Here is a 21,136-nt window from a genome sequence, read left to right as displayed (position 1 = left end):
TGCGCTTATGCTTTTTTTCACAAGCCCTGGGGCGGTTTCTGGATGCGCTCCAATTTTATTCTGTCTTCAAGCCCTTAGAGAGTCGCTCAAGTCCCGGTCCCCCCTTGACAAGATGCGGCTGCTGTTCCTATAGGTCTAAACCCTTAAAAACTGCTGCTCGTGCGCGGCGGGCCGATTTTTCGGGCCTTCGCTCGACAAAACCTGAGTGGAATGGAGTTGGGAATGTCTGACGCATTGAAAAGCCAGAGAACGTACGCATTGGTTGGGCATGGCGGCTGCGGCAAGACCTCCGTAGCCGAAATGCTCCTGTTCAAGACCGGAGTCATCAACCGGCTGGGTAAAATCGAGGAGGGAACCACCTCCCTGGATTACGAGCCCGAGGAAGTGAAACGCCGCGGCTCCATCCAGCCCGGCTTCGCCAACTACAAATGGAACAAGAACCAGCATTTTCTCATCGACGCGGCGGGCGACGCCAACTTCAGCGGCGACCTCAGCTACATTCTTGCAGGCGCGGACAGCGCCGTACTCGTGATCGACGCGGTGGACGGCGTGAAGCCGCACACCCGCAAGGTCTGGAGCGAAGTCAAGAAAGCCGGTCTGCCGGCCATGGTCTTCATCAACAAGATCGACCGGGACCGCGCCGACTTCGACATGGCCTTCGCCGGGCTGAGCGACATGCTCGGCATCAAGCCCGTGCTGCTCTACCACCCCATCGGCTCCAAGGAGAACTTCAAAGGCGTCGTGGACCTGCTGGGCAACACGGCCCTCATGTTCGACGACCAGGGCGGCGCGGCCAAGGCGGACATTCCCGCGGACATGGCCGACGACATCGAAGCCATGCGCGAGGCCATGATCGAAAACGTGGCCGAATCCGACGAAGCCCTGATGGAGAAGTACTTCGAGGAAGGCGAGCTGACCCCGGACGAGGTCATCCAGGGCCTCAAGGCGGGCGTGCTCTCCGGCGACCTCGTTCCCGTTGTCGTGGGTTCCGCCCTGGAAAACAAGGGCGCGGAAATGCTCCTGAACACCATCCAGGATCTGATGCCCTCGCCCCTGGACCACGCCGACTGGATCGGCGCGGACGATTCCGTTCGCAAAAGCTCGCCCGACGAGCCCCTGGCCATGTTCGTCTTCAAGACCCTGGCCGACCCCTTTGCGGGCCAGCTCTCCGTGGTGCGCGTGCTTTCCGGCACCCTGACCCCGGACAGCGCGCTGCTCAACGTCAACCGCAGCGAAAAGGAACGCGTGGGCCAGCTCCTGCTGATGCAGGGCAAGGACCAGGCCCAGACCAAGGAGCCCATGGGCCCCGGCAGCATCGTGACCCTGACCAAGCTCAAGTATACCCGCACCGGCGACACCCTGGTGCCCGAAAAGGGCCAGTTCGAGCTGAAGAAGCCGGAAATCGCCCCGCAGCTGATCACCTACGCCCTGGCCCCCGCGGAAAAGGGCGACGAGGACAAGGTCTACTCCGCCGTGCACAAGCTGCTCGACGAGGACATCACCCTGTCCATGGCCCGCGACGAGGAAACCGGCGACACCCTGCTTTCCGGCATGGGCCAGAACCACATCGAGGTCTCCGCGGAAAAGGCCAAGCGCCGCTCCAAGGTCCAGATCGTGCTCAAGACCCCCAAGGTGCCCTACCGGGAAACCCTCAAGGGCAAGGCCATGGAAATCCAGGGCCGCCACAAGAAGCAGTCCGGCGGCCGAGGCCAGTTCGGCGACTGCTGGATCCACATGGAGCCCCTGCCCTCCGGCGGCGGCTACGAATTCGTGGACAACATCGTGGGCGGCGCCATTCCCAACCAGTTCATCCCGGCCGTGGACAAGGGCATCCAGGAAGCGGCCCAGCGCGGCTACCTCGCGGGATATCCGCTCATCGACTTCAAGGCCACCCTCTACGACGGCACCTACCACAAGGTCGACTCCTCGGAGATGGCCTTCAAGGTGGCGGGCTCCCTGGCCTACAAGAAAGCCTGCGAAAAGGCCGGCGTGAAGCTGCTCGAACCCATCATGCTCGTCACCGTGGCCGTGCCCGACAGCTACATGGGCGACGTCATCGGCGACCTCTCCGGCCGCCGGGGCAAGGTGCTCGGCTCCGACTCCAACGCGGGCCTGACGGAAATCCGCGCCCACGTGCCCATGTCGGAAGTGCTCAAGTACGCCCCGGACCTGAACTCCATGACCGCGGGCCAGGGCACCTTCGCCATGGAATTCGACCATTACGAGGAATGCCCGCCCAACGTGGCCGAACAGGTCATCAAGGCCCACAAGAAAAACGCCGAGGAAGAATAATCTTCCTGGATTCATTGCGATATTCAAAACAAAGGGCGGCCCGGAAGGGCCGCCCTTTTCCATTGGCGTTGCAAGGTGCGGGCTACAGTTCGAGCTGCGCGCCCACCTCGATGACCTGGTCCGAGGGAATGTCGAAGAACCCGGCGGCGTCCATGGCGTTGCGCGAGAGGAAAAGGAAGAGCTGGGCGCGCAGCCGGCCCATGAGCGGCTTCTTCCCGACGGCGAGCTTTTCGCGCCCCAGGAAGAAGCTGGCCTCCTTCAGGTCCACGTTGATGCCCTGCTCCTTGCACAGGGAGGCGATGGTGGACATCTTCGGTTCCTCCATGTAGCCGAAATGCGCGATGATGCGGTGGATGCCCGCGCCCAGCTTTTCCGCTTCGATCTTCTCGAAATTGGGAACCCTGGGAATCTCCTCCGTGCGGATGTTCAGGAAGAACACGTCCGAGTGCAGGATCTTGTTGTGCCGCAGGTTCTGGACCATGGCCATGGGCACGAGGTCGTGGCTGCGCGTGAGGAAGAACGCCTGCCCGTTGATGCGCTGGGGCGGGTCACTGGTCACCCTGGCCACGAAATCCGAAAGCTTTTCCGTGAGGGCCTTCATCTTGCTGCCCAGGATGCGCCGCCCCTGCTCCCAGGTGATCATGACCGTGAAGAACACGCCGCCGATGATCAGCGGGAACCATGCACCGTGGAAGATCTTGGTCATGTTCGAGACGAAGAAGGCCGAATCCACCAGCAGGAAGAGCAGCGTCAGCAGGGCCGCCGCAGGCAGGGACCACTTCCAGCGCTTGCGGGCGATGACGAAGAAGAGCACGGAGGTGATCAGCATGGTGGCGGTCACGGCCACGCCGTAGGCCGCGGCCAGCTTGCTCGACGACTGAAACCCCACCACCAGCCCGATGGTGCAGACCATCAGCAGCCAGTTGACCGGCGCCACGTAGATCTGGCCGATGTGCGTGGACGAGGTGTGCGTCACGCGCAGGCGGGGCAGGTAGCCCAGGTGCATGGCCTGGCTGGTCAGGGAGAAGGCCCCCGTGATCACGGCCTGGGACGCGATGATCGTGGCCATGGTGGCCAGCGGGACCATGGGAATGAGCGCCCAGTGCGGCACGATGGCGTAGAACGGATGGTAGGCGTCCGCCGGATGCGTCAGCAGGTGGGCCCCCTGGCCGAAATAGTTCAGGATCAGAGCCGGAAAGGCGACCAGGAACCAGGTCAGCCGGATGGGTCGGCTGCCGAAATGCCCCATGTCCGCATAGATGGCCTCCGCGCCCGTGACCACCAGGAAGACCGCGCCGAGCACGACAAAGCCGTGCAGGCGGTTGTCGATGAGGAAGGCCAGGGCGTGCCAGGGAAAAAACGCCTGGAGAACCTGCGGGTTGAGCGCGATCTGGACCAGCCCGAGCACGGCGAGCACGCCGAACCAGACCAGGATGATCGGTCCGAACAGCGCCCCCACCCTGGCCGTGCCGTGGCTCTGGAGCAAAAAAAGTCCGACCAGGATGCCCAGGGTGACGTGGATGACGTAGGGCTTGAAGACGGGGGCGATGTGTCCCAGGCCTTCGACGGCGCTGAGCACGGAAATGGCAGGGGTGATCATGCCGTCGCCGTAGAGCAGGCAGGCGGCGAAAAGCCCCATGGCCACGAGAGCCCACTGGCCCACGCCGCGCACGCCCCGCTTCGGGCGCACCAGGGCCGTCAGCGCCAGTACGCCGCCCTCCCCGTCGTTGTCCGCGCGCATGATGAAGACGAGATACTTGAGCGAAACGACCAGCAGCAGCGCCCAGAACACGAGCGAAAGCACGCCCAGCACGTTCCCCTGGGTGACGGCGATGCCGTATTCGCCGTGGAAGCACTCCCGGATCGCGTAGAGGGGGCTGGTGCCGATGTCGCCGAAGACCACGCCGAGAGCCGCCAGGGAAACCGCGGCCAGTTTTCTGCCCGAAAGGCTTTCGTGAGCATTGTGCATGTGAACCCCGATAAGGAAGCCGAGGGGAAATGTCAAAGCGCGCGAAGCCGATCTTCCGCGCCGCCGCCAAGGATACGCTCGTGCGATCCCCCGGACCCGTATTCCCGTGCTGCGCCAATGAGGCGATCTTGCGAACAGCAATGCGCGCCCCTTGTGGCCCACACGCTTTTCACGTAGGTTCTTGCTCCCAAATCCCGAGGAAACACGAGCATGCGCAAAATCTTATTCTATATTCTCTTCTTTCCGCTGACCATCTATTACAGCTTGGCCATGGGCCTGATGGGCTTCACCAAGAATCGCGGCCGCTGGGGCGAAAAGTTCGGCAACCGCTGGACCCGCAAGCTGGCCTGGCTGACGGGGGCGAAGTACGAGGTCGACCTTTCCGCCCTGGAGCCGGGCGGCCATTACGTCTTCATGCTCAACCACCAGAGCCTGCTGGACATCATGATCGGATACTGGCTGCTGGCGGGACACCACGTCCGCTTTTTGGCCAAGAAGAGCCTCTGGAGCGTGCCCATTTTCGGCTGGGCCATGTGGGGCGCGCAGCACATCCCCATCGACCGCTCCAATCGGCGGGAAGCCATGAAGAGCATCGAGAACGCCGTGGCCGTGACCAAGTCCGGGGTTTCGCCCATCGTCTTCCCGGAGGGAACCCGTTCCGACGATTTCTCGAAACTCCAGGAATTCAAGACCGGCGGCATCATCCTGGCGCTCAAGTCCGGCGTGCCCGTGGCTCCGGTGGTCATCTGCGGCATGGGCGACGTGCTGCCCAAGAACACCTGGAAGCTGAACAACGAACATACCGTTTACGTCAAAGCGCTTGCACCCATCGATACATCCGCTTACAGTTTGAAGGATAGGGACAAGTTTCGCGACGAACTGTACGAAAAAATGAACCAAGCCTACCTTGAGCTTCGCCGGGAGGGCGAATGAGCGGATCACTGACGGTCTATCCCCTGGGCGGTCTCGGCGAGATCGGCCTGAACTGCATGGCCCTGCGCACCGAGAACAGCATGGCCCTGGTGGACTGCGGCCTGATGTTTCCGGAAGACTTCCTCTACGGTGTGGACGTCGCCATCCCCAATTTCGACTTTCTCCTGGAGCACAAGCACGAAATCCAGGGCATCGTCCTGACCCACGGCCACGAAGACCACATCGGCGCGCTGCCCTGGCTGCTGCCCTACGTCAACGCGCCCATCTACGGCTCCCGCTTCACCCTGGGACTCGTGGAATCCAAGCTGCGCGAACACGGGCTGGACAAATACGTGGAGCTGCGGCCCGTGGAGGCCCGCGAGCGGGTGGAGATGGGCGACCTCGCCTTCACCTTCTTCCCGGTCTGCCACTCCATCATCGAAGGGTTCGGCCTGGGCATTGAAACGCCCGTGGGCCGCATCGTGCACACCGGCGACTTCAAGATCGACCGCAATCCCCTGGACGGGCACGCCACGGACCTGGAGGGCTTCGCCGAGTTCGCGACCCCCGGCGTGACGCTCATGTTTTCCGACTCCACCAACGCCGAGCGCGAGGGCTATTCCCTCACGGAGCGGGAAATCAAGCTGCGCCTGCGCGAACTCTTCGACGAGGCCGAAGGCCGCGTGCTGGTCACGCTCTTTTCCTCCCACATCCAACGGATGCAGGAGATCATCGACCTGGCCCACGAGTTCGGGCGCAAGGTCGGCGTCAGCGGCAAAAGCCTCGTGCGCAACATCGAGATCGCGCGCGAGCTGGGCCACCTGCGCATCCCCGAAGGCGTGCTCCAGCCGCTCGAAGAACTGGCGGACCGGCCCGACGACGAAGTGGTGCTGCTTGTGACCGGCTCCCAGGGCGAGCCCCTGGCCGCGCTTTCGCGCATGTCCCTGGGCGAGCACCGCCAGCTTTCCGTGCACGAGGGCGACCTCGTCATTCTTTCCTCCCGGTTCATTCCGGGCAACGTCCGCGCCATCACCAAGGTCATCAACCGGCTCTACAAGCTCGGAGCCGAGGTGCTCTACGAGAGCATCGCCGCCATCCACGCCTCGGGCCACGCCCATCGCCAGGAACTGCGGATCATGCTCGAAACCGTAGCGCCCAAGTTCTTCGTGCCCGTGCACGGCGAATACCGCCACCTGGTCAAGCACCGCCGCCTGGCCGTGGAGTGCGGCGTGGCCAAGGAGCGCGCCCTGGTCATCGAGGACGGACAGCCCTTCACGCTGCTGCCCGACGGCGGCCTGCGCCTGGAAGACGCGCTCGACGCCTCGGTGACGCTCGTGGACGGCAAGGGCGTGGGCGACGTGGGCCAGACCGTGCTCAAGGAGCGCGCGCTCCTGGCCGGCGAAGGCCTGGTCATCGTGCTGCTCGTCATCGACGAGAACACGGGCGAGATCACCCTCGGCCCGGACATCATCTCCAAGGGCTTCATCTTCGAGCAGCAATACTCGCACCTGCTGGAAGACGCCAAGTGCATCGTGCTCGAAGTCTTCGAGAACATCCCGCCCGGCAACGTCAAGAAGCTCAAGGAGCGCCTGCGCTCCGCCCTGCGCCGCTTCTTCCGCAAGGTGCTCGAACGCGACCCCGTGGTGGTTCCGCTGGTCATCTGCGTGTAGGCCGAGCAGGAATACGCGGGCCGAAGCCGGAAATAACGCCTCGCATCGGATCGTGCGCTTGCTTTTTGCGCCGATCTGTCGTAGTCACTCCCGTCTCAAAAACACACGCCCTGCATCAACGTTCTCTGGGTGCTGCGGAAAAAATCAATGAATCCGCAGTCTCTCACGGTACGGGGCGGAGGAACAACCCAGGAGGTTCACCATGTCTTACGTTACCATGAAGCAGATGCTGGAAACCGGCGTCCACTTCGGCCACCAGACCAGCCGCTGGAACCCCAAGATGCGTCCTTTCATCTTCGGCTCCCGCAACGGCATCCACATCATGGACCTGCAGCAGACCGTGAAGCTGTTCGCCAAGGCCTATGACTTCATCGCCGACACCGTTGCCGAGGGCGGCACCATCCTGTTCCTGGGCACCAAGCGCCAGGCTCAGGAAGCCGTCAAGTTCGAGGCCGAGCGTTGCGGCATGTACTCCGTGACCCACCGCTGGATGGGCGGCATGCTCACCAACTTCCAGACCATCAAGAAGAGCATCGATCGTCTGAAGAAGCTGGAGGCCATGTACGAGGACGGGACCATCAACCGCTTCCCCAAGAAAGAAATCGTCAAGATGAGCCGCGAGGTCGAGAAGCTGAACAGCACCCTCGGCGGCATCAAGGATATGACCGAGCCCCCGGCCGCCGCTTTCGTGATCGACCCCAAGCGCGAGCACATCGCCATTTCCGAGTGCCGCAAGCTCGGCATCCCCGTGGTTGCCGTGGTCGACTCCAACTGCGATCCGGACGTGGTCGACTACATCATCCCCGGCAACGATGACGCCATCCGCGCCATCAAGCTCTTCGCCACCCACATCGCCGAAGCCTGCATGGAAGGCGCCGCGCGTCGCGAGGAGGCCAAGGGCGAAGCCAAGGCCGAAGAAAAGAAGGCCGAGGCTCCCAAGAAGGCTGAAGTGAAGAAAGCCCCCAAGGCCGAAACCGAGGCCGACGACACCGCTGAATAAGGGTCAGGAGGACGCTAGAATGGCTATTACCGCTGCTATGGTGAAAGAACTGCGCGAGAAGACCGGCGCAGGAATGATGGATTGCAAGAAGGCCCTCGTGGAGGCCAACGGCGACATGGAAGAGGCCGTTGTCTACCTGCGCGAGAAGGGCCTGGCCAAGGCCGCCAAGAAAGCCGGCCGCGCCACTTCCGAAGGCACCATCGGACTCTGGATCGCCGACGACGCCTCCTCCGGCGTCATGGTCGAGCTGCTCTGCGAGACCGACTTCGCCGCCAAGAACGAGGAATTCACCTCCTTCGCCGCTGCTCTGGCCACCAAGGCCGGCGAGCTGGGCGCGGAGAAGATCGAGGATATGCCCGAAGACGCCTGCGACCTGACCCCGCTGGTCAGCAAGATCGGCGAAAACATGCAGATCGGCCGCGTCGCCCGCATCGCCGTGGACGGCATCGTGGGCAGCTACGTGCACGCCAACGGCAAGATCGGCGTGCTGGTCGGCCTTGCCGGCGGCAAGCCCGGCGAACACGACCAGATCGCCAAGGACATCGCCATGCAGGTCGCCGCGGCCAACCCGCTGTGCGTCTCTCCGGACCAGGTTCCCCAGGAGCTGCTGGACCGCGAGAAGGAGATCTACAAGGCCCAGGCCATGGAAGAGGGCAAGCCCGCCGAGATCGCCGAAAAGATCGTTCTCGGTCGCGTGAGCAAATACTACAAGGAAGTCTGCCTGCTTGAACAGCCGTTCATCAAGGACGACAAGAAGGTGATCAAAGACCTGCTCAAGGGGTCCGGGGTCACTCTCCAGGGGTTCGCGAGATTGGGCCTCGGGGAAGGAACTTCCGAAGACTAGACGGAAAACGGGCCACGAGGCCCGTTTTTTTTGGGGATATCAAAGAGGGGTATGGACAAGATGAAGTACTCGCGGGTATTGATCAAACTCAGCGGCGAGGCCCTGGCAGGCGAACAGATGTTCGGCATCGATCCGCATTCCATCGGCCAGTTCAGCGGCGAAATCGCGGAAGTGGCCTCTTCCGGGCTTCAGGTGGCGCTCGTCATCGGCGGCGGCAACATCTTCCGCGGCATGGCTGCCAGCGCAAAGGGCATGGAGCGCGCCCAGGCCGATTACATGGGCATGCTCGCCACGGTCATGAACGCCCTGGCCGTGCAGGACGCCCTGGAGAAGCTCGGCTGCCAGACCCGCGTGATGACCGCCTTCCGCATGAGCGAGGTGGCCGAGCCCTACATCCGGCGGCGGGCCATCCGCCACCTGGAAAAGGGCCGCGTGGTCATCTGCGCCGCGGGCACGGGCAATCCGTATTTCACCACGGACACCGCTGCCGCGCTCCGGGCCATGGAGCTCAAATGCGAGGCGATTTTCAAGGCCACCAAGGTGGACGGCGTGTACGACAGGGATCCCGCCAAGTTCGAGGACGCCAGCAAGTACGACAACGTCACCTTTTCCGAAGTTCTTGAAAAACGCCTCGGCGTGATGGACTCCACGGCCATTTCCATGGCCCGCGACAATGACCTGCCCATCGTTGTCTTCAACCTTTTCAAGGAAGGCAACATTCAGCGGGTGGCGCGCGGCGAGACGGTCGGAACCATCGTTCAAGGAGGATAGTCAGACTATGCAGACGCTACTGAAAGAAGGCAAAAAACGCATGGAAGGCGCCCTGTCCAGCCTGGAGAAAGACTTTTCCAAGCTGCGCACGGGCCGCGCCTCCACCGCCCTGGTGGACAGCATCGAGGTGCTCTACTACGGCACCCCCACCCCGCTGAGCCAGATCGCGTCCGTTTCCGTTCCCGATTCCAGGACCATCACCATCCAGCCCTGGGACAAGGGAGCCTTCAGCGACGTGGACAAGGCCATCCAGAAATCCGATCTGGGCCTGACCCCGATCAACGACGGCAAGCTCATCCGCATCAGCCTGCCGCCCCTCACGGAGGAGCGCCGCAAGGAGCTGGTCAAGGTCGCCAAGAAGTACACCGAGGACTCCAAGATCGCCATCCGCAACGTTCGCCGCGATCTCAACGAGTCCGTGAAGAAGATGCTCAAGGACAAGACCGCCACGGAAGACGAGGCCCACAAGACCCAGGACGAAATCCAGAAGATCACCGACGATTTCGTGGCCAAGGCCGACGACGCCTTCACCGCCAAGGAAAAAGAAATCCTTGAAATCTGAACAGACCATACCGCAGCACATTGCCGTGATCATGGACGGCAACGGCCGTTGGGCCACGCGGCGGGGAATGAAGAGACACGAAGGGCACCGGGTCGGCGTGGAGTCGGCCCGGACCCTTGTGACGCATTGCCGCAAGATCGGCGTGCGCCACCTGACCCTCTACACCTTCTCCACCGAGAACTGGGCCAGGCCCGAAGAGGAAAAGCGGGTGCTTTTCGATCTGCTCGTGCGCTTTCTCAAGGGGGAGCTGTCCTCGCTGCTGGAGCAGGACATCCGCTTGCGGATTCTCGGCGAGATCGAGCGCTTCCCCCTGGCCGTGCGCGAAATGCTCAAGCATGTGCTGCGCAAGACCGCCCACTGCAAGAGCATGACCCTGAACCTGGCCCTGAACTACGGCGGCCGGGACGAAATCCTGCGCGCGGCGCAAACGCTTGCCGGGCAAGGCCTGCGGCCGGAGGAGATCACTCCCGAAGTCTTTGCGGACGCGCTCTACACGCACGGACAGCCCGACCCGGAACTGATCATCCGCACTTCCGGCGAAAAGCGCATCTCCAACTTCCTGCTCTGGCAGGCCGCCTACAGCGAGTTCTATTTCACGGACACGCTCTGGCCCGACTTCACGCCCGAAGAACTGGACAAGGCGCTGGAAGAATTCTCAAGCCGCCAGCGACGCTTCGGCAAGACCGGCGAGCAGGTCGAGGACTGATTCCTCACGCCTCGTCGATCTGGCTTTCATCCAGCTCGTTCAGCGCATACGGCGCGTAGACCCGCTCGCGGACGAACAGTTCGTACAAGTCCGGGTCGATATGTCCCTGGTCGCGCATGCTCCCCAGAATACGCAAGGCTTGCGACAGCAGCATGGGCTTTTTGTAGGGCCTGTCCTTGGCCGTAAGCGCCTCAAAGATGTCCGCAATGGCCAGCAGCCGGGCCTGGAGCGACAAATCCTTTCCTGTTATTCCATCAGGATAGCCGGATCCGTCCAGTTTTTCATGGTGGTGCCCGGCGAAGCGCGGCACTTGCGCCAGACGACGGGGAAACGGCAGCTGCGAGAGCATCTCGCGAGTGACGGCGGCGTGGTTCTCCACGGTTTTCCTTTCGGCGTCGGTCAGCGTGCCTCGGCGCACGCTCAGGTTTTCCAGCTCGTCGGGAGTGAGCCAGGGGCGCGACTCCCCATCATGGAGATATACCCTAGAGGCCATTTCCCGAAGCCGCTTCAGGCTTTCGTCGCTCAGGTACTGCCCCGCGCCGTTGCAGGACTCCACGAAGGCCAAGGCCTCGCGCAGTTCCGCAAGACTCCGGTCCAGTTCTCGCTCCTCGGATTCCAGTTCCGGCGGACTCCCTCCCTCGGCCATGAGGTTGAGACGCCTCTCCAGGGACTGCGCGCGCATGCGCTCGCCGATGAGCGCGAAACGCAGCCGGATCAGCTCGATGCGGTCGACGACGGTCTGAAGCTTCGAGGACTTGTCCACGATGTGTTCCGGGGTGACGATCTTGCCCACGTCATGCATCCAGGCCGCGAGCTTGATCTCCTCCAGCTCGTCCTCGCTGAAATGCACGCCCTTGAAAACGCCGTGTTCCTGCATGTTCACGGATTGGGCCATTAGCATGGTCAGCTTGACCACCCGGTCGATATGGCCGCGCGTATAGGGGCTTTTGGCGTCGATGACCGAGGCGATGCTCTGAATGAAGGAATAGAGCAGCCGCTTGAGATCGCGCAGCAGCTGCGCGTTGGTCAGGGCCACCGCCGCCTGCGAGGCGAGCGCGGCCACGAAGCCGAGTCCGGCCTCGTCGAAATCATGCACCCGTCCGTCCCTGTCGCGGGCGTTGAGCAGTTGCAGCACGCCGATAATCTCCCCTTCGTGATTCTTCATGGGGATGACGAGCATGGATTGGGAGCGAAAGCCCGTGGTGGCGTCGTAGGCGCGCGTCCCCGTGAAGTCGAAGCCCTCGGCCTCGTACACGTCGGGAATGCTCACGGCTTGTCCGGTGAGGGCCACGTAGGAAGAGACGTTGCCGTGGTTGGGCGCGCCGTCGGGACCGTGCAGCAGGACCGGGGGCAGCGTGATCTCGTTGCCGCTGGTGCCGCCCATGCGCAGTCCCATGCTTTCGTTCTGCATGACGACGAATTCCAAGGCCTTGCCATCTTCCGTGACGATGTAGAGCGTTCCGGCATCCGCCCGGGTCAACCGCCGCGCCTCCTCCACCACCAGTTCGAAGATGCGGTTCACCCGACGTTCCGAGGAGAGCGCAAGACCGATTTCGGCCATGCGCCGATTGCGCTCCACAAGTTCGCGGGCGTATTCGCACGCCTGCTCCACATCGGCAAAGGACTCCGGCGCCATGTCCATGACTCCGGACCGCAGCCGCAACTCGTCCACGTGCACCGACCGGGTGCCCCTGCCTCTCCGTTCCTCCCTGCCCATGCCGCCCCCTTCAACGTGAGATGTGAACCCTTATCTCTTCTATCATGATAAATCGATGCGATAAATAGCGTCGTCCCCGGTTTTGACGCCGCCCGCACGCCAGGCAGGTTGCCCCCGCAACGGGAATCGTTTAAGCATGTGCCTCGGGCGTCCAGCGCGCCCCACGAGAAAAAATCTATGCCAGCCAATACACACCAGCAACGAATCATGACGGCCATCCTCGCGCTGACCGTCCCGGCAGCGGGCATCATCATCGGCGGCCCCGTGCTGCTCGCCGTGCTCGCCCTTCTCTGCGCCCTGACCCTCTGGGAACTCTACGGCCTCTTCTGGGGCCACGACCACCAGCGCCTCCGCGTCCTGGGCCTGCTCTGCGCCGGGCTCGTGCTCTGGGCCACGGTGGCCGGCGACCCGATCTGGCTTTCCCTGGCCCTGCTGGCCGGGTTCTGGACAGGGGCCATAGCCTTCCTGTTCCGCTTCGGCACAGAGAAGGAAATTCCGGTCCGCGATGCCATGGTTTTCCTCTTCGGCCTCGCCTACGTGCCGCTGACCCTGCATTTTCCGCTTCGCTGGGGACCGCTGGAAATCGTCCTCGCCCTGGCCGCGGCCATGGCCGGAGACACGGCCGCGTTTTACGCCGGCTCCCTCTGGGGAAACAAGAAAATCTGGCCCTCGGTCAGCCCCAAGAAGTCATGGGTCGGCAGCTGGGCCGGCATGGCGGGCACGGTGGGCGTGACCACCGCGCTCGGCGCGATCTTCAGCGACACTCCCTGGTGGGCCTTTGCCCTGCTCGGCGTGGTGCTCAACCTCGCGGGCCAGTTCGGCGACTTCTTCGAGTCCGCGCTCAAGCGGGGACTGGGCATCAAGGATTCCGGCAGCATCCTGCCGGGACACGGCGGCATGCTCGACCGGGTGGACAGCCTGCTTTTCATCGTCCCCATCTACGCCCTGCTCCGGGAATGCTTTCCCGCGTTGATCCTCAGCAAAGGCTTTGCCCCGCTTCTCGCCCCGGTCGTGGGTTTCTGATCCGGCCTCAAACGGAGACATCGTGCAGAGCTATATTTCCCCCTGGCCCGAAACTTCGCCCGCGCCGCCCTTTCCCCGGCGGCTTGTGATTCTCGGCGCCACGGGTTCCATCGGCACGAGCGCGTTGCGAGTCGTGCTCCGCCACCCCGAACTCTTCCAGGTGCTGGCCCTGGCAGGCGGCCGCAACGCCGAACGCCTCGCCGAGCAGGCCGCGCTTCTGCGCCCGCCCTATCTGGCCCTCGTCGAACCGGCCGACGTCGATCGGCTGCGGACCCTTTTGCCCGGCGACTATCATCCGGAAATCCTTTCGGGAAGCGCCGCGTTCGAGCGTCTGGCCGCCTTGCCGGAAGCGGACATGGTTCTTTCCAGCATCGTGGGCGCCGCGGGATTCGCCCCGACCCTGGCCGCCGCGCGCGCAGGCAAGACCATCGCCCTGGCCAACAAGGAATCCCTCGTGCTCGGCGGCCACCTCATCCGCGCGGCCTGCCGGGCCAGCGGAGCCCTGGTCCTGCCCGTGGACTCCGAGCACAACGCCCTCTTCCAGGGGCTTGCCGGGCACGCCGGGGACGGGCTGCACCGCCTGATCCTCACGGCTTCGGGCGGTCCCTTCCGGGGCCGCAGCCGCGCCGACCTCGAAGGCGTGACCCGCGACCAGGCCCTGGCGCATCCGAACTGGTCCATGGGCGCGAAGATCAGCATCGACTCCTCCACGCTGATGAACAAGGGGCTGGAAATCATCGAAGCCTGCCACCTCTACGGCCTGCCCGCGGACAAGGTGGGCGTGGTGGTCCATCCGCAATCCATCGTGCATTCCCTGGTGGAGTACGTGGACGGTTCGCAAATCGCGCATCTCGGCCTGCCGGACATGCAGATTCCCATCGCCCACTGCCTCTGCTACCCGCGCCGGGTCGAACTGGGCCTGAAGCGCCTGAGCCTGGCGGAAGTCGGTTCCCTGACCTTCGAGGAACCGAACCTGGAAGCCTTTCCCTGCCTGCGGCTGGCCCAAGAAGCCTTTGCCGCCGGCCCCAGCCACCCCGTGGTCCTCAACGCCGTCAACGAAGTGGCCGTGGACCTGTTCCTGCACGAGAAAATTCGTTATCTAGAAATACCGGCCATGATCGAGACCGCGCTCGCCGGGCACGCGGCCACGCCCGTGGACTCGCCGGAAGCGATTCTGGAACTCGATCGCGAGACGCGCAAGCGAGCCGCGGCACACCGTACATAAGGAGAGCAGCCCCGCCAGCGGGGCCAACGCGCCATGACAAGCACCATCGCAGTCATCCTCGTCCTCGGCGGATTGATTTTCTTCCACGAACTCGGACACTTCCTCGTCGCCCGTGTCCTGGGCATGGGGGTCAAGTCCTTCTCCCTCGGCTTCGGCCCCGTGCTCTTGAGGCGCACCGTGGGCCGGACCGAATACCGGCTTTCGGCCCTGCCCCTGGGCGGCTACGTCAGCCTCGCGGGAGAGAGCCCGGAAAGCGTGGAGGAAGACACGGACTTCCCGGAAAGCCAGCGCTTCATGCTCCGTCCGGCCTGGCAGCGCCTGCTCGTGGTCCTGGCCGGGCCGGTCTTCAACTTCGTGCTCGGCTGGCTGATCTACTGGACCCTTTTCCTGGCCCAAGGCCAGGTCACGCTCTACCAGCATCCGGTCCAGGAAGTCTTCGACGACAGCCCGGCCCGGGCCGCGGGCATCGAGCCCGGCGACCGCATCGTGGCCGTGGAAGGCTCCAAGATCTACTCGCCCAGCGACCTGCTGACCACCATTCTCTTCAGCCGCGACGAAGCCGTGAGCCTGACCGTGGACCGCGCCGGCGTACTGCGCGAAGTATTGGTCCAGCCCGCCTTCCTGAGCGAAGCGGACAAGAACGATGAAATCCTGCCCAGGCCGAAGATCGGCATCAGCTTCAGCGTCGAACCCCTGACCGTTCCCCTCGGCCTGGACCTCGGCGCGGGCGCGGCCCTGCACAAGACCGTCAACGCCATCGACATGACCTTCAAGAGCTTCCTGATGATCGTGGAAGGCCGCGCATCGCTCAAGGGCGTGGGCGGGCCGATCATGATCGCCCAGGCCGTGGGCGAACACGCCCAGGCCGGACTCGCGGACGTGCTCCTGCTCGCGGCCTTCATCAGCGTGAACCTCGGCATCCTCAACCTGCTGCCCATCCCCGTGCTGGACGGCGGTCACATTCTCTTCTTCGGCTTCGAGGCTCTGACCGGAAGGCCGGTCAACGAACTGATCCGCAGAATGGCCACCTACGTGGGCATCACCTTCCTGCTGGCCCTGATGGCCCTGACATTCTACAATGACATTCACCGCATCCTCTTTTCCTGACGGCCTGACCCTGGCCCTCAACGGCGCCGAGGAGCGCCTTCAGATCGCGCTGGGCCACGCCGGCCCCCATGGGGGAGCGCATCTGCTCGCGGCCCAGGAATGGACAGTGCCGGGAGAGTCCGTGCGCTTCCTCGCTCCGTCCATCAAGTCCCTGCTCCGGGCGCTGGGCCTGAAGCCGGAAAACGTGAGCCGCATCGCCTGCGTCCGTGGTCCGGGGAGCTTCACCGGACTGCGTCTCTCCCTGGCCGTGGCCGCCGCGCTGAGCGCTGTGCACGGGCAGCCCATGGCGGGCATCGAGCACCTGCCGCTCCTGGCGCGCTGCGTCGCGCCGCTGCTGGGCGGCCCCCTCGCGGTGTTGACCCATTCCCGGCGGCGGCAGGTCTATGTCCAGACATTCGGCAACGACGCCAAGCCCCTCGGCCCGCTCCTCTCCGGCACGCTGGAAGACGCCGAGGCGCATCTGCGGGAGCTTGCCGCCAGCCATTCCGGGCCTGCGAGCCTGCTCGGCAGCGGCCTGCGCCGCAACGCGGACTTTTTCACCCCGCTGGCGGAGGAACTCGGTATGCGCGTGCTCGGCCCGCAGCGGGACGCCCCCTCGCCCCAGGCGCTTCTGGATGCGGCCTGCGATCCGGACCTCGCCTACGGACCGTCTCCTGTGGAGCCGCTGTACATGCGGCCTTCGGACGCGGAAGAAAACCTCGACACCATCGCCCGGCAACGCGGGCTGGACCCGGACGTGGCCCGCGAGATGCTGCGCCGCTCCCGCGAAAGCTGAACCCCGCCGGAAATCCGGACATCACGACGGGAGCGCCATGACAAGAAAAACATCAGATCAGGACTTGTCCGCCCCTGCCCCTGTCAGTCCCGTCCAGCTCGAAATCTTCAAGAACCGCTTCGCCTCCATCGCGGAAGAGATGGGAGTGACCCTGACGCGCACGGCCTTTTCGCCGAACATCAAGGAACGCCGCGACCTTTCCTGCGCCCTGTTCGACGCGAACGGCGACATGGTCGCGCAGGCCGCGCACATCCCCGTGCACCTCGGCTCCATGCCGTTATCCGTCCGCGCGGCGATCATGGAGCTGGACCTCGGTCCCGGCGACATGGCCATGCTCAACGACCCGTATCGCGGCGGCACGCACCTTCCGGACATCACCCTCATCGCCCCGGTCTTCGCGCCCGGCGAAAGCCGACCGGCCTTTTTCGCGGCGAACCGCGCCCACCACGCGGACGTGGGCGGCATGGCCGGGGGGTCCATGCCCCTTTCCAGCTCGCTCTTCCAGGAGGGGCTGATCATTCCGCCCGTAAAGATCATGGAGCGCGGCGAAATCGTTGAACCGATCATGCGCCTCGTCCTGGCCAACGTGCGCACCCCGGCCGAGCGCCGGGGAGACTTCGAGGCCCAGATCATTGCCAACCGCGTCGGAGCGCGCCGCCTCGGCGAACTCCTCGCCGCGCACGGCGCCGCACGGCTGACCCGGCTCGCGAGCGCTCTGGCCGACTATTCCGAGACGTTGCTGCGCGGCGTCATTGAGCGCATCCCGGACGGCTCCTCCTCGTTTTCGGACGTCCTGGACGACGACGGCCAGGGAAACGGTCCCTTGGAAATCCATCTCCGGCTGACCGTCAGCGGCCAGGACGCCGAACTGGACTTCACGGGCAGCGCCGACCAGACGCCCGGCTGCGTCAACGCCGTGCGGGCCATCACCCTCTCCGCCGTGCTCTATTCCTTTCTGGCGCTGGCGCGCTCCACATCCCAGGGGCTCGACTTCCCGGCCAACGCGGGCTGCATGCGCCCGCTGAAGGTGCTCACCCGCCCCGGCTCCCTGCTCGACGCCCGGTTTCCCGCAGCCGTGGCCGGAGGAAACGTGGAAACGTCGCAGCGCATCGTGGACGTGGTTCTCGGAGCGCTGGCAAAGGCCCTGCCGGGACTCATCCCCGCAGCCAGCCAGGGAACCATGAACAACCTGACCGTGAGCGGCGTCCTGCCCCGCCCCCAGACTATCGACGATGAACGGCCTGCGGACGCCGCAGGGCCGGGCGATTCGGCCTTCGCCTATTACGAGACGCTGGGCGGGGGCATGGGCGGCGGACCTTTCGGCCCCGGCGAATCCGGCGTGCACTCGCACATGACCAACACGCTGAACACCCCCGTGGAAGCGCTCGAATTCGCCTATCCCCTGCGGGTGACCCGATTCGGGCTGCGCCGAGGCTCAGGGGGCGTCGGCGAACATCCCGGCGGGGACGGCCTCGTGCGCGAAATTCAGGCGCTTGCGCCCTGCGAGGCCACGCTGCTCACGGATCGGCGCATCCATTCCCCCTTCGGCCTCCAGGGCGGACAGCCCGGAACTCCCGGCCGCAATCTGCTCCTGCGCCGCGAGGGCCGGCAGGATCCGCTGCCCGGAAAAGCCCATGTCCTGCTGCGTGCCGGGGACTCTTTGCGCCTGGAAACGCCCGGAGGCGGCGGATGGGGAAAAGTCCGAAGCGAATGAACGCCGTCCTGCGGCCCCAACGACACAAGCAAAAGCGCCCCGTTTCCGGGGCGCTTTTGTTTTCCTTCCCTGTCCGCCAATCCCTGCGGGGTCGGACAAAAAAAAAAGACCGACTCCGCCGGAGCCGGGCAGGACGACTTTCCGGGAGGCGGCTTAGGCGTTCAGACGTTCGATGGTGTGCTGAAGCTGGCAGCCCAGCGGGGTCTGCTGGGAAATCTCCCGCTCCACGTTGGTGATGCCTTTGATGACCGTGGAGTGCCTGCGGCCCAGGCGCTCGCCGATGGCGGCCAGGGACAGCTCCGTATGCGTGCGCGCGAGGAAGAAGGCCGTGTTGCGGGCCATGACCACCTGCTGCTTGCGGCTCTTGGAGCGCAGCTGCTCGCGGGTCAGGCCGTAGGTCCGGCAGACGAACTCGATGATGTGGTCGTAGTCCGGCCGGGAATCGGTCTGGGCGTAGTTGTCGAGCACTTCCCAGGCCAGGTCCAGCGTAAGCTGCTGCTTGAGCAGGCGCGCCTTGAGCACAAGGTTGTTCAGGCAGCTTTCGAGCTGGCGGATGTCCTTGGTGATGCGCTCGGCCAGCAGGTTGGAAACGTCGTCCGAGACGCTCGCCCCCATGGCCTCGGCCTTGTTCAGCAGGATTCTGCGCCGGGTATCGAAATCCGGCGTCCCGATCATGGCCATGAAGCCCGAACAGATGCGCGAAACCAGCTGCGAATCCACGTTGGAGAGTTCCTTGGGCCGGAAGGAGCTGGTCAGCACGACCTTGCATCCGCGCTCCTGAAGGGCCTTGAGCATGCCCAGCAGCTCGTCCTGCATTTTTTCCTTGCCCTGGAAGAAGTGGACATCCTCCAGCAGGAGCACGTCCACGCTCTCGCGGAATTCCGCCTTGAAGCGCGGCAACTCGTTGGCCCGCATGGCCAGCACGAAGCGGGTGGCGAACTCTTCCGAGGAAAGACAGGCCACGCGGGGTTTGCTCCGGTTCGAGGCGATGGAGAGGCGGCGGCCGATGGAGTGCAGCAGGTGCGTCTTGCCCAGGCCCGGCCCGGAACAGAGAAAGAGATGGTCCGAGGTCAGGGTGTTGTGGCAGATGCCCTTGCTCGCGGCCACGGCCAGTTCGTTGCTCGGCCCGGTGACGAAATCCTCGAAGCGGAAGCGCCAGCGGAAATCGCGGCAGGCCTTGGGCGCCTGGACTATGGGCAGCCCCATCTGCACGGTGGCTGCGGCCGCCGGGGCGGGTCGCTGCTCGGCGGCGGTTTCCGCCACGCTCGCAGACTTGGCGGCGGCTGCGGCGTCCACTTCCACGACGATGCGCGGGGAAGAGCCGATGATCTGCAGCGCGGCGTCCGCGATGACGCCCAAGAGGCGGTCGCGCACCCAGGTCGCCACGAAATCGTTCGGAGCCATGAGCGTCAGCACGCCGTCGCCGTAGCGGGCGGCCAGGGGCCGTATCCATATGGTGAAGAGCCCCGGATTGAGGCTCTTTTCTAGTGTGTTGAGTATGTCTTTCCAGACGTCTTTGATCATGTGGGTGTATCTACAGCATGGAGTCCGGCGGCTCAAAGCGACTCAACGCGGAAGCCCGCCAAGAGCGCTCTGCGCTTCTCTACAGCGCAACATGCTTTATTTATTAGTTTTATCACATTGTCCGTTGTCCAGCCCTTTCGGCATTGCCTCCGGCAAGGGCGGTAGCGCAACGGCTGATAACCTTTCTTCACTTTTTTTCAACATCGACTGAAAAAGTTTTCCACAGAATGATTTTTGGATTCCTTCAAATTTCGAACAAATTCTCTTTCTTTTTTATCATAGAATAAAAGTTATAACGATTTTTTCTGACTTTCGCCTGCCCCATGTTCGCGGCCAAAAGCGAATAACCATCTAAATTAAATACGTTTATACGGGTAAATGCCGTTTTCCAGGCATGAATGCGGGCACCTGCCCGCACAAAGGCGTACCGCCGGGAATACAAGGCCCAGCAAGGGCTGGTTACCCCCACGGCAGATTAAGAACACCTGTTTTCCCCGAAATCTCATGCCTTTTCCCAACACGTAACAATTCGGATGGAATCCCGTAGAGTTGTCACATAGGGGATAATCCCGTTCCGATAGGCGCTATTCCGCCTCACCAAAAGCTCGGGTCGGGTATTTGCCGCACGCGAACCGCTCGGATTCCGGGCAGAACCCCAATTCCTCGCAACGCGCTCCGGCGTTGCCGAAGATTGCGGGCAATTTGTCCTTGCAGATCGCCAGCATGGCATCGGCCATGGCCCGTATTTCCCACTGGGCGCGGTTGCAGCAGCGCAGGTGGAAGAAATGCCGCAAGGCCCGGCAGTTCATGGTCGTCACGATCTTGGTCTCGGCGGCCTGGGGCAGGACGAACCGCGCGTCCTCGTTGGCCTTGGCCTTGCGGCCGTGGGCAACGAGAATCTCCCGCAGATCCCGATACGCCTCGCCCACCTCGGCCATGAAGGCCTCGAAACGCTCGCGCGCTTCCGGGATGCGGGCGATGGCGGGCGGCAGAATGTAGTCCAGGTCGTTCTCGGCGACGTAGCGCTGGCTCTGCTGCGAGTAGGAGGCGATGCGGTGCCGGACCAGCTGGTGCGAACAGGCCCGCGAGATGCCCTCGATGGCGAAGGTGAAGCTGACGTGCTCCACCGGGCTGTCGTGTCCGGATTCGAGCACCCCGCGCACGAACTCGGCCTGCTTCTCCCGTTCGATCTCCCCGTTCAGCAGGCGCGTCCACATGTCCGCCGCGAAGCCCGCATGGTAGCACTGCCGGAACGCGGCATAGACCAGTTCCAGCGCATTGGGCGTCATGCTCAGCAGCTCGACGCGCAGTTCTTTTACGGCCAT

Annotated in this window: 17 protein-coding genes; 13 read left to right on the top strand and 4 right to left on the bottom strand. The window is 63.9% G+C overall.

The features are described 5' to 3' along the window. Positions 1-222 precede the first annotated feature (222 nt). Positions 223-2,292 (top strand): elongation factor G, encoded by a 2,070-nt coding sequence (locus tag G452_RS0103575; protein ID WP_022660888.1) that lies wholly within the window; start codon positions 223-225, stop codon positions 2,290-2,292. An 82-nt stretch (positions 2,293-2,374) separates the two neighbouring features. On the opposite strand, the gene G452_RS0103570 is transcribed toward G452_RS0103575, so the two are convergent. After that, the gene (locus G452_RS0103570) at positions 2,375-4,261 is read right to left on the bottom strand and encodes a potassium transporter Kup (RefSeq protein ID WP_022660887.1); all 1,887 of its coding nucleotides are present in this window, start codon (positions 4,259-4,261) and stop codon (positions 2,375-2,377) included. Between the two features lie 210 nt (positions 4,262-4,471). On the opposite strand from G452_RS0103570, the gene G452_RS0103565 reads away from it, so the two are divergent. The 7 genes from G452_RS0103565 to G452_RS0103535 all read left to right on the top strand — a co-directional run bounded on the left by G452_RS0103565 (position 4,472) and on the right by G452_RS0103535 (position 10,726). Next, positions 4,472-5,194, top strand: a complete 723-nt coding sequence (locus G452_RS0103565) for a lysophospholipid acyltransferase family protein (protein WP_022660886.1) — start codon at positions 4,472-4,474, stop codon at positions 5,192-5,194. Then, positions 5,191-6,843, top strand: coding sequence for a ribonuclease J (locus tag G452_RS0103560; protein ID WP_022660885.1), 1,653 nt, complete (start codon positions 5,191-5,193; stop codon positions 6,841-6,843). Before G452_RS0103565 ends, G452_RS0103560 begins: the two co-directional genes overlap by 4 nt. 202 nt (positions 6,844-7,045) lie before the next feature. Then, entirely contained in the window at positions 7,046-7,843 is a 798-nt protein-coding gene (gene rpsB / locus G452_RS0103555) for a 30S ribosomal protein S2 (protein ID WP_022660884.1), read from the top strand. Positions 7,844-7,862: 19 nt separating this feature from the next. After that, the gene (gene tsf, locus G452_RS0103550; RefSeq protein ID WP_022660883.1) at positions 7,863-8,687 is read left to right on the top strand and encodes a translation elongation factor Ts; all 825 of its coding nucleotides are present in this window, start codon (positions 7,863-7,865) and stop codon (positions 8,685-8,687) included. Positions 8,688-8,738: 51 nt separating this feature from the next. Beyond that, positions 8,739-9,458 (top strand): UMP kinase, encoded by a 720-nt coding sequence (gene pyrH / locus G452_RS0103545; RefSeq protein ID WP_022660882.1) that lies wholly within the window; start codon positions 8,739-8,741, stop codon positions 9,456-9,458. Between the two features lie 7 nt (positions 9,459-9,465). After that, a complete protein-coding gene (gene frr / locus G452_RS0103540; protein WP_022660881.1) occupies positions 9,466-10,020 on the top strand; it encodes a ribosome recycling factor in 555 nt (184 codons plus the stop codon). After that, on the top strand, positions 10,010-10,726 hold the full coding sequence (locus G452_RS0103535) for an isoprenyl transferase (RefSeq protein ID WP_022660880.1): 717 nt from the start codon (positions 10,010-10,012) through the stop codon (positions 10,724-10,726). Before frr ends, G452_RS0103535 begins: the two co-directional genes overlap by 11 nt. Before the next feature lie 4 nt (positions 10,727-10,730). Here G452_RS0103535 and G452_RS0103530 read toward each other — a convergent pair whose 3' ends face one another. Continuing rightward, entirely contained in the window at positions 10,731-12,443 is a 1,713-nt protein-coding gene (locus tag G452_RS0103530; RefSeq protein ID WP_022660879.1) for an HD family phosphohydrolase, read from the bottom strand. A 177-nt stretch (positions 12,444-12,620) separates the two neighbouring features. Between G452_RS0103530 and G452_RS17865 the strand changes: the two genes are divergently transcribed. From G452_RS17865 to G452_RS0103505, 5 genes are read left to right on the top strand one after another with little or no spacing between them, the layout of a single operon-like run. Beyond that, positions 12,621-13,466 carry a phosphatidate cytidylyltransferase gene (locus tag G452_RS17865; RefSeq protein ID WP_022660878.1) on the top strand — a complete coding sequence of 282 codons (846 nt, stop codon included), beginning with the start codon at positions 12,621-12,623 and terminating at the stop codon, positions 13,464-13,466. Between the two features lie 22 nt (positions 13,467-13,488). Next, positions 13,489-14,691: a 1-deoxy-D-xylulose-5-phosphate reductoisomerase gene (gene dxr / locus G452_RS0103520; protein WP_022660877.1), complete on the top strand. Its 1,203-nt coding sequence runs from the start codon at positions 13,489-13,491 to the stop codon at positions 14,689-14,691. Between the two features lie 33 nt (positions 14,692-14,724). After that, positions 14,725-15,798 carry an RIP metalloprotease RseP gene (rseP, locus tag G452_RS0103515; RefSeq protein WP_022660876.1) on the top strand — a complete coding sequence of 358 codons (1,074 nt, stop codon included), beginning with the start codon at positions 14,725-14,727 and terminating at the stop codon, positions 15,796-15,798. Continuing rightward, entirely contained in the window at positions 15,770-16,573 is an 804-nt protein-coding gene (tsaB, locus tag G452_RS0103510; RefSeq protein ID WP_022660875.1) for a tRNA (adenosine(37)-N6)-threonylcarbamoyltransferase complex dimerization subunit type 1 TsaB, read from the top strand. Before rseP ends, tsaB begins: the two co-directional genes overlap by 29 nt. Before the next feature lie 37 nt (positions 16,574-16,610). Next, the gene (locus tag G452_RS0103505; protein WP_051141971.1) at positions 16,611-18,287 is read left to right on the top strand and encodes a hydantoinase B/oxoprolinase family protein; all 1,677 of its coding nucleotides are present in this window, start codon (positions 16,611-16,613) and stop codon (positions 18,285-18,287) included. A 153-nt stretch (positions 18,288-18,440) separates the two neighbouring features. Here the strand turns inward: G452_RS0103505 and dnaA are convergent, their stop codons facing one another. Next, a complete protein-coding gene (dnaA, locus tag G452_RS0103500; protein WP_022660873.1) occupies positions 18,441-19,811 on the bottom strand; it encodes a chromosomal replication initiator protein DnaA in 1,371 nt (456 codons plus the stop codon). Between the two features lie 584 nt (positions 19,812-20,395). Then, entirely contained in the window at positions 20,396-21,136 is a 741-nt protein-coding gene (gene thyX / locus G452_RS0103495; RefSeq protein ID WP_022660872.1) for an FAD-dependent thymidylate synthase, read from the bottom strand.

This window comes from Paucidesulfovibrio longus DSM 6739, from assembly GCF_000420485.1.
Classification (GTDB): domain Bacteria; phylum Desulfobacterota; class Desulfovibrionia; order Desulfovibrionales; family Desulfovibrionaceae; genus Paucidesulfovibrio; species Paucidesulfovibrio longus.
This window is presented reverse-complemented; position numbering and strand designations above follow the sequence as displayed.

Bases quoted from the DNA above. Each gene is read 5' to 3' on its own strand.
- G452_RS0103570 (WP_022660887.1), bottom strand. From the start codon at position 4,261: ATGCACAATGCTCACGAAAGCCTTTCGGGCAGAAAACTGGCCGCGGTT.
- pyrH (WP_022660882.1), top strand. From the start codon at position 8,739: ATGGACAAGATGAAGTACTCGCGGGTATTGATCAAACTCAGCGGCGAG.
- tsaB (WP_022660875.1), top strand. From the start codon at position 15,770: ATGACATTCACCGCATCCTCTTTTCCTGACGGCCTGACCCTGGCCCTC.
- frr (WP_022660881.1), top strand. From the start codon at position 9,466: ATGCAGACGCTACTGAAAGAAGGCAAAAAACGCATGGAAGGCGCCCTG.
- thyX (WP_022660872.1), bottom strand. From the start codon at position 21,136: ATGGCCGTAAAAGAACTGCGCGTCGAGCTGCTGAGCATGACGCCCAAT.
- dnaA (WP_022660873.1), bottom strand. From the start codon at position 19,811: ATGATCAAAGACGTCTGGAAAGACATACTCAACACACTAGAAAAGAGC.
- G452_RS0103565 (WP_022660886.1), top strand. From the start codon at position 4,472: ATGCGCAAAATCTTATTCTATATTCTCTTCTTTCCGCTGACCATCTAT.
- G452_RS0103560 (WP_022660885.1), top strand. From the start codon at position 5,191: ATGAGCGGATCACTGACGGTCTATCCCCTGGGCGGTCTCGGCGAGATC.
- G452_RS0103575 (WP_022660888.1), top strand. From the start codon at position 223: ATGTCTGACGCATTGAAAAGCCAGAGAACGTACGCATTGGTTGGGCAT.
- rseP (WP_022660876.1), top strand. From the start codon at position 14,725: ATGACAAGCACCATCGCAGTCATCCTCGTCCTCGGCGGATTGATTTTC.
- G452_RS0103530 (WP_022660879.1), bottom strand. From the start codon at position 12,443: ATGGGCAGGGAGGAACGGAGAGGCAGGGGCACCCGGTCGGTGCACGTG.
- G452_RS17865 (WP_022660878.1), top strand. From the start codon at position 12,621: ATGCCAGCCAATACACACCAGCAACGAATCATGACGGCCATCCTCGCG.
- tsf (WP_022660883.1), top strand. From the start codon at position 7,863: ATGGCTATTACCGCTGCTATGGTGAAAGAACTGCGCGAGAAGACCGGC.
- G452_RS0103505 (WP_051141971.1), top strand. From the start codon at position 16,611: ATGACAAGAAAAACATCAGATCAGGACTTGTCCGCCCCTGCCCCTGTC.
- rpsB (WP_022660884.1), top strand. From the start codon at position 7,046: ATGTCTTACGTTACCATGAAGCAGATGCTGGAAACCGGCGTCCACTTC.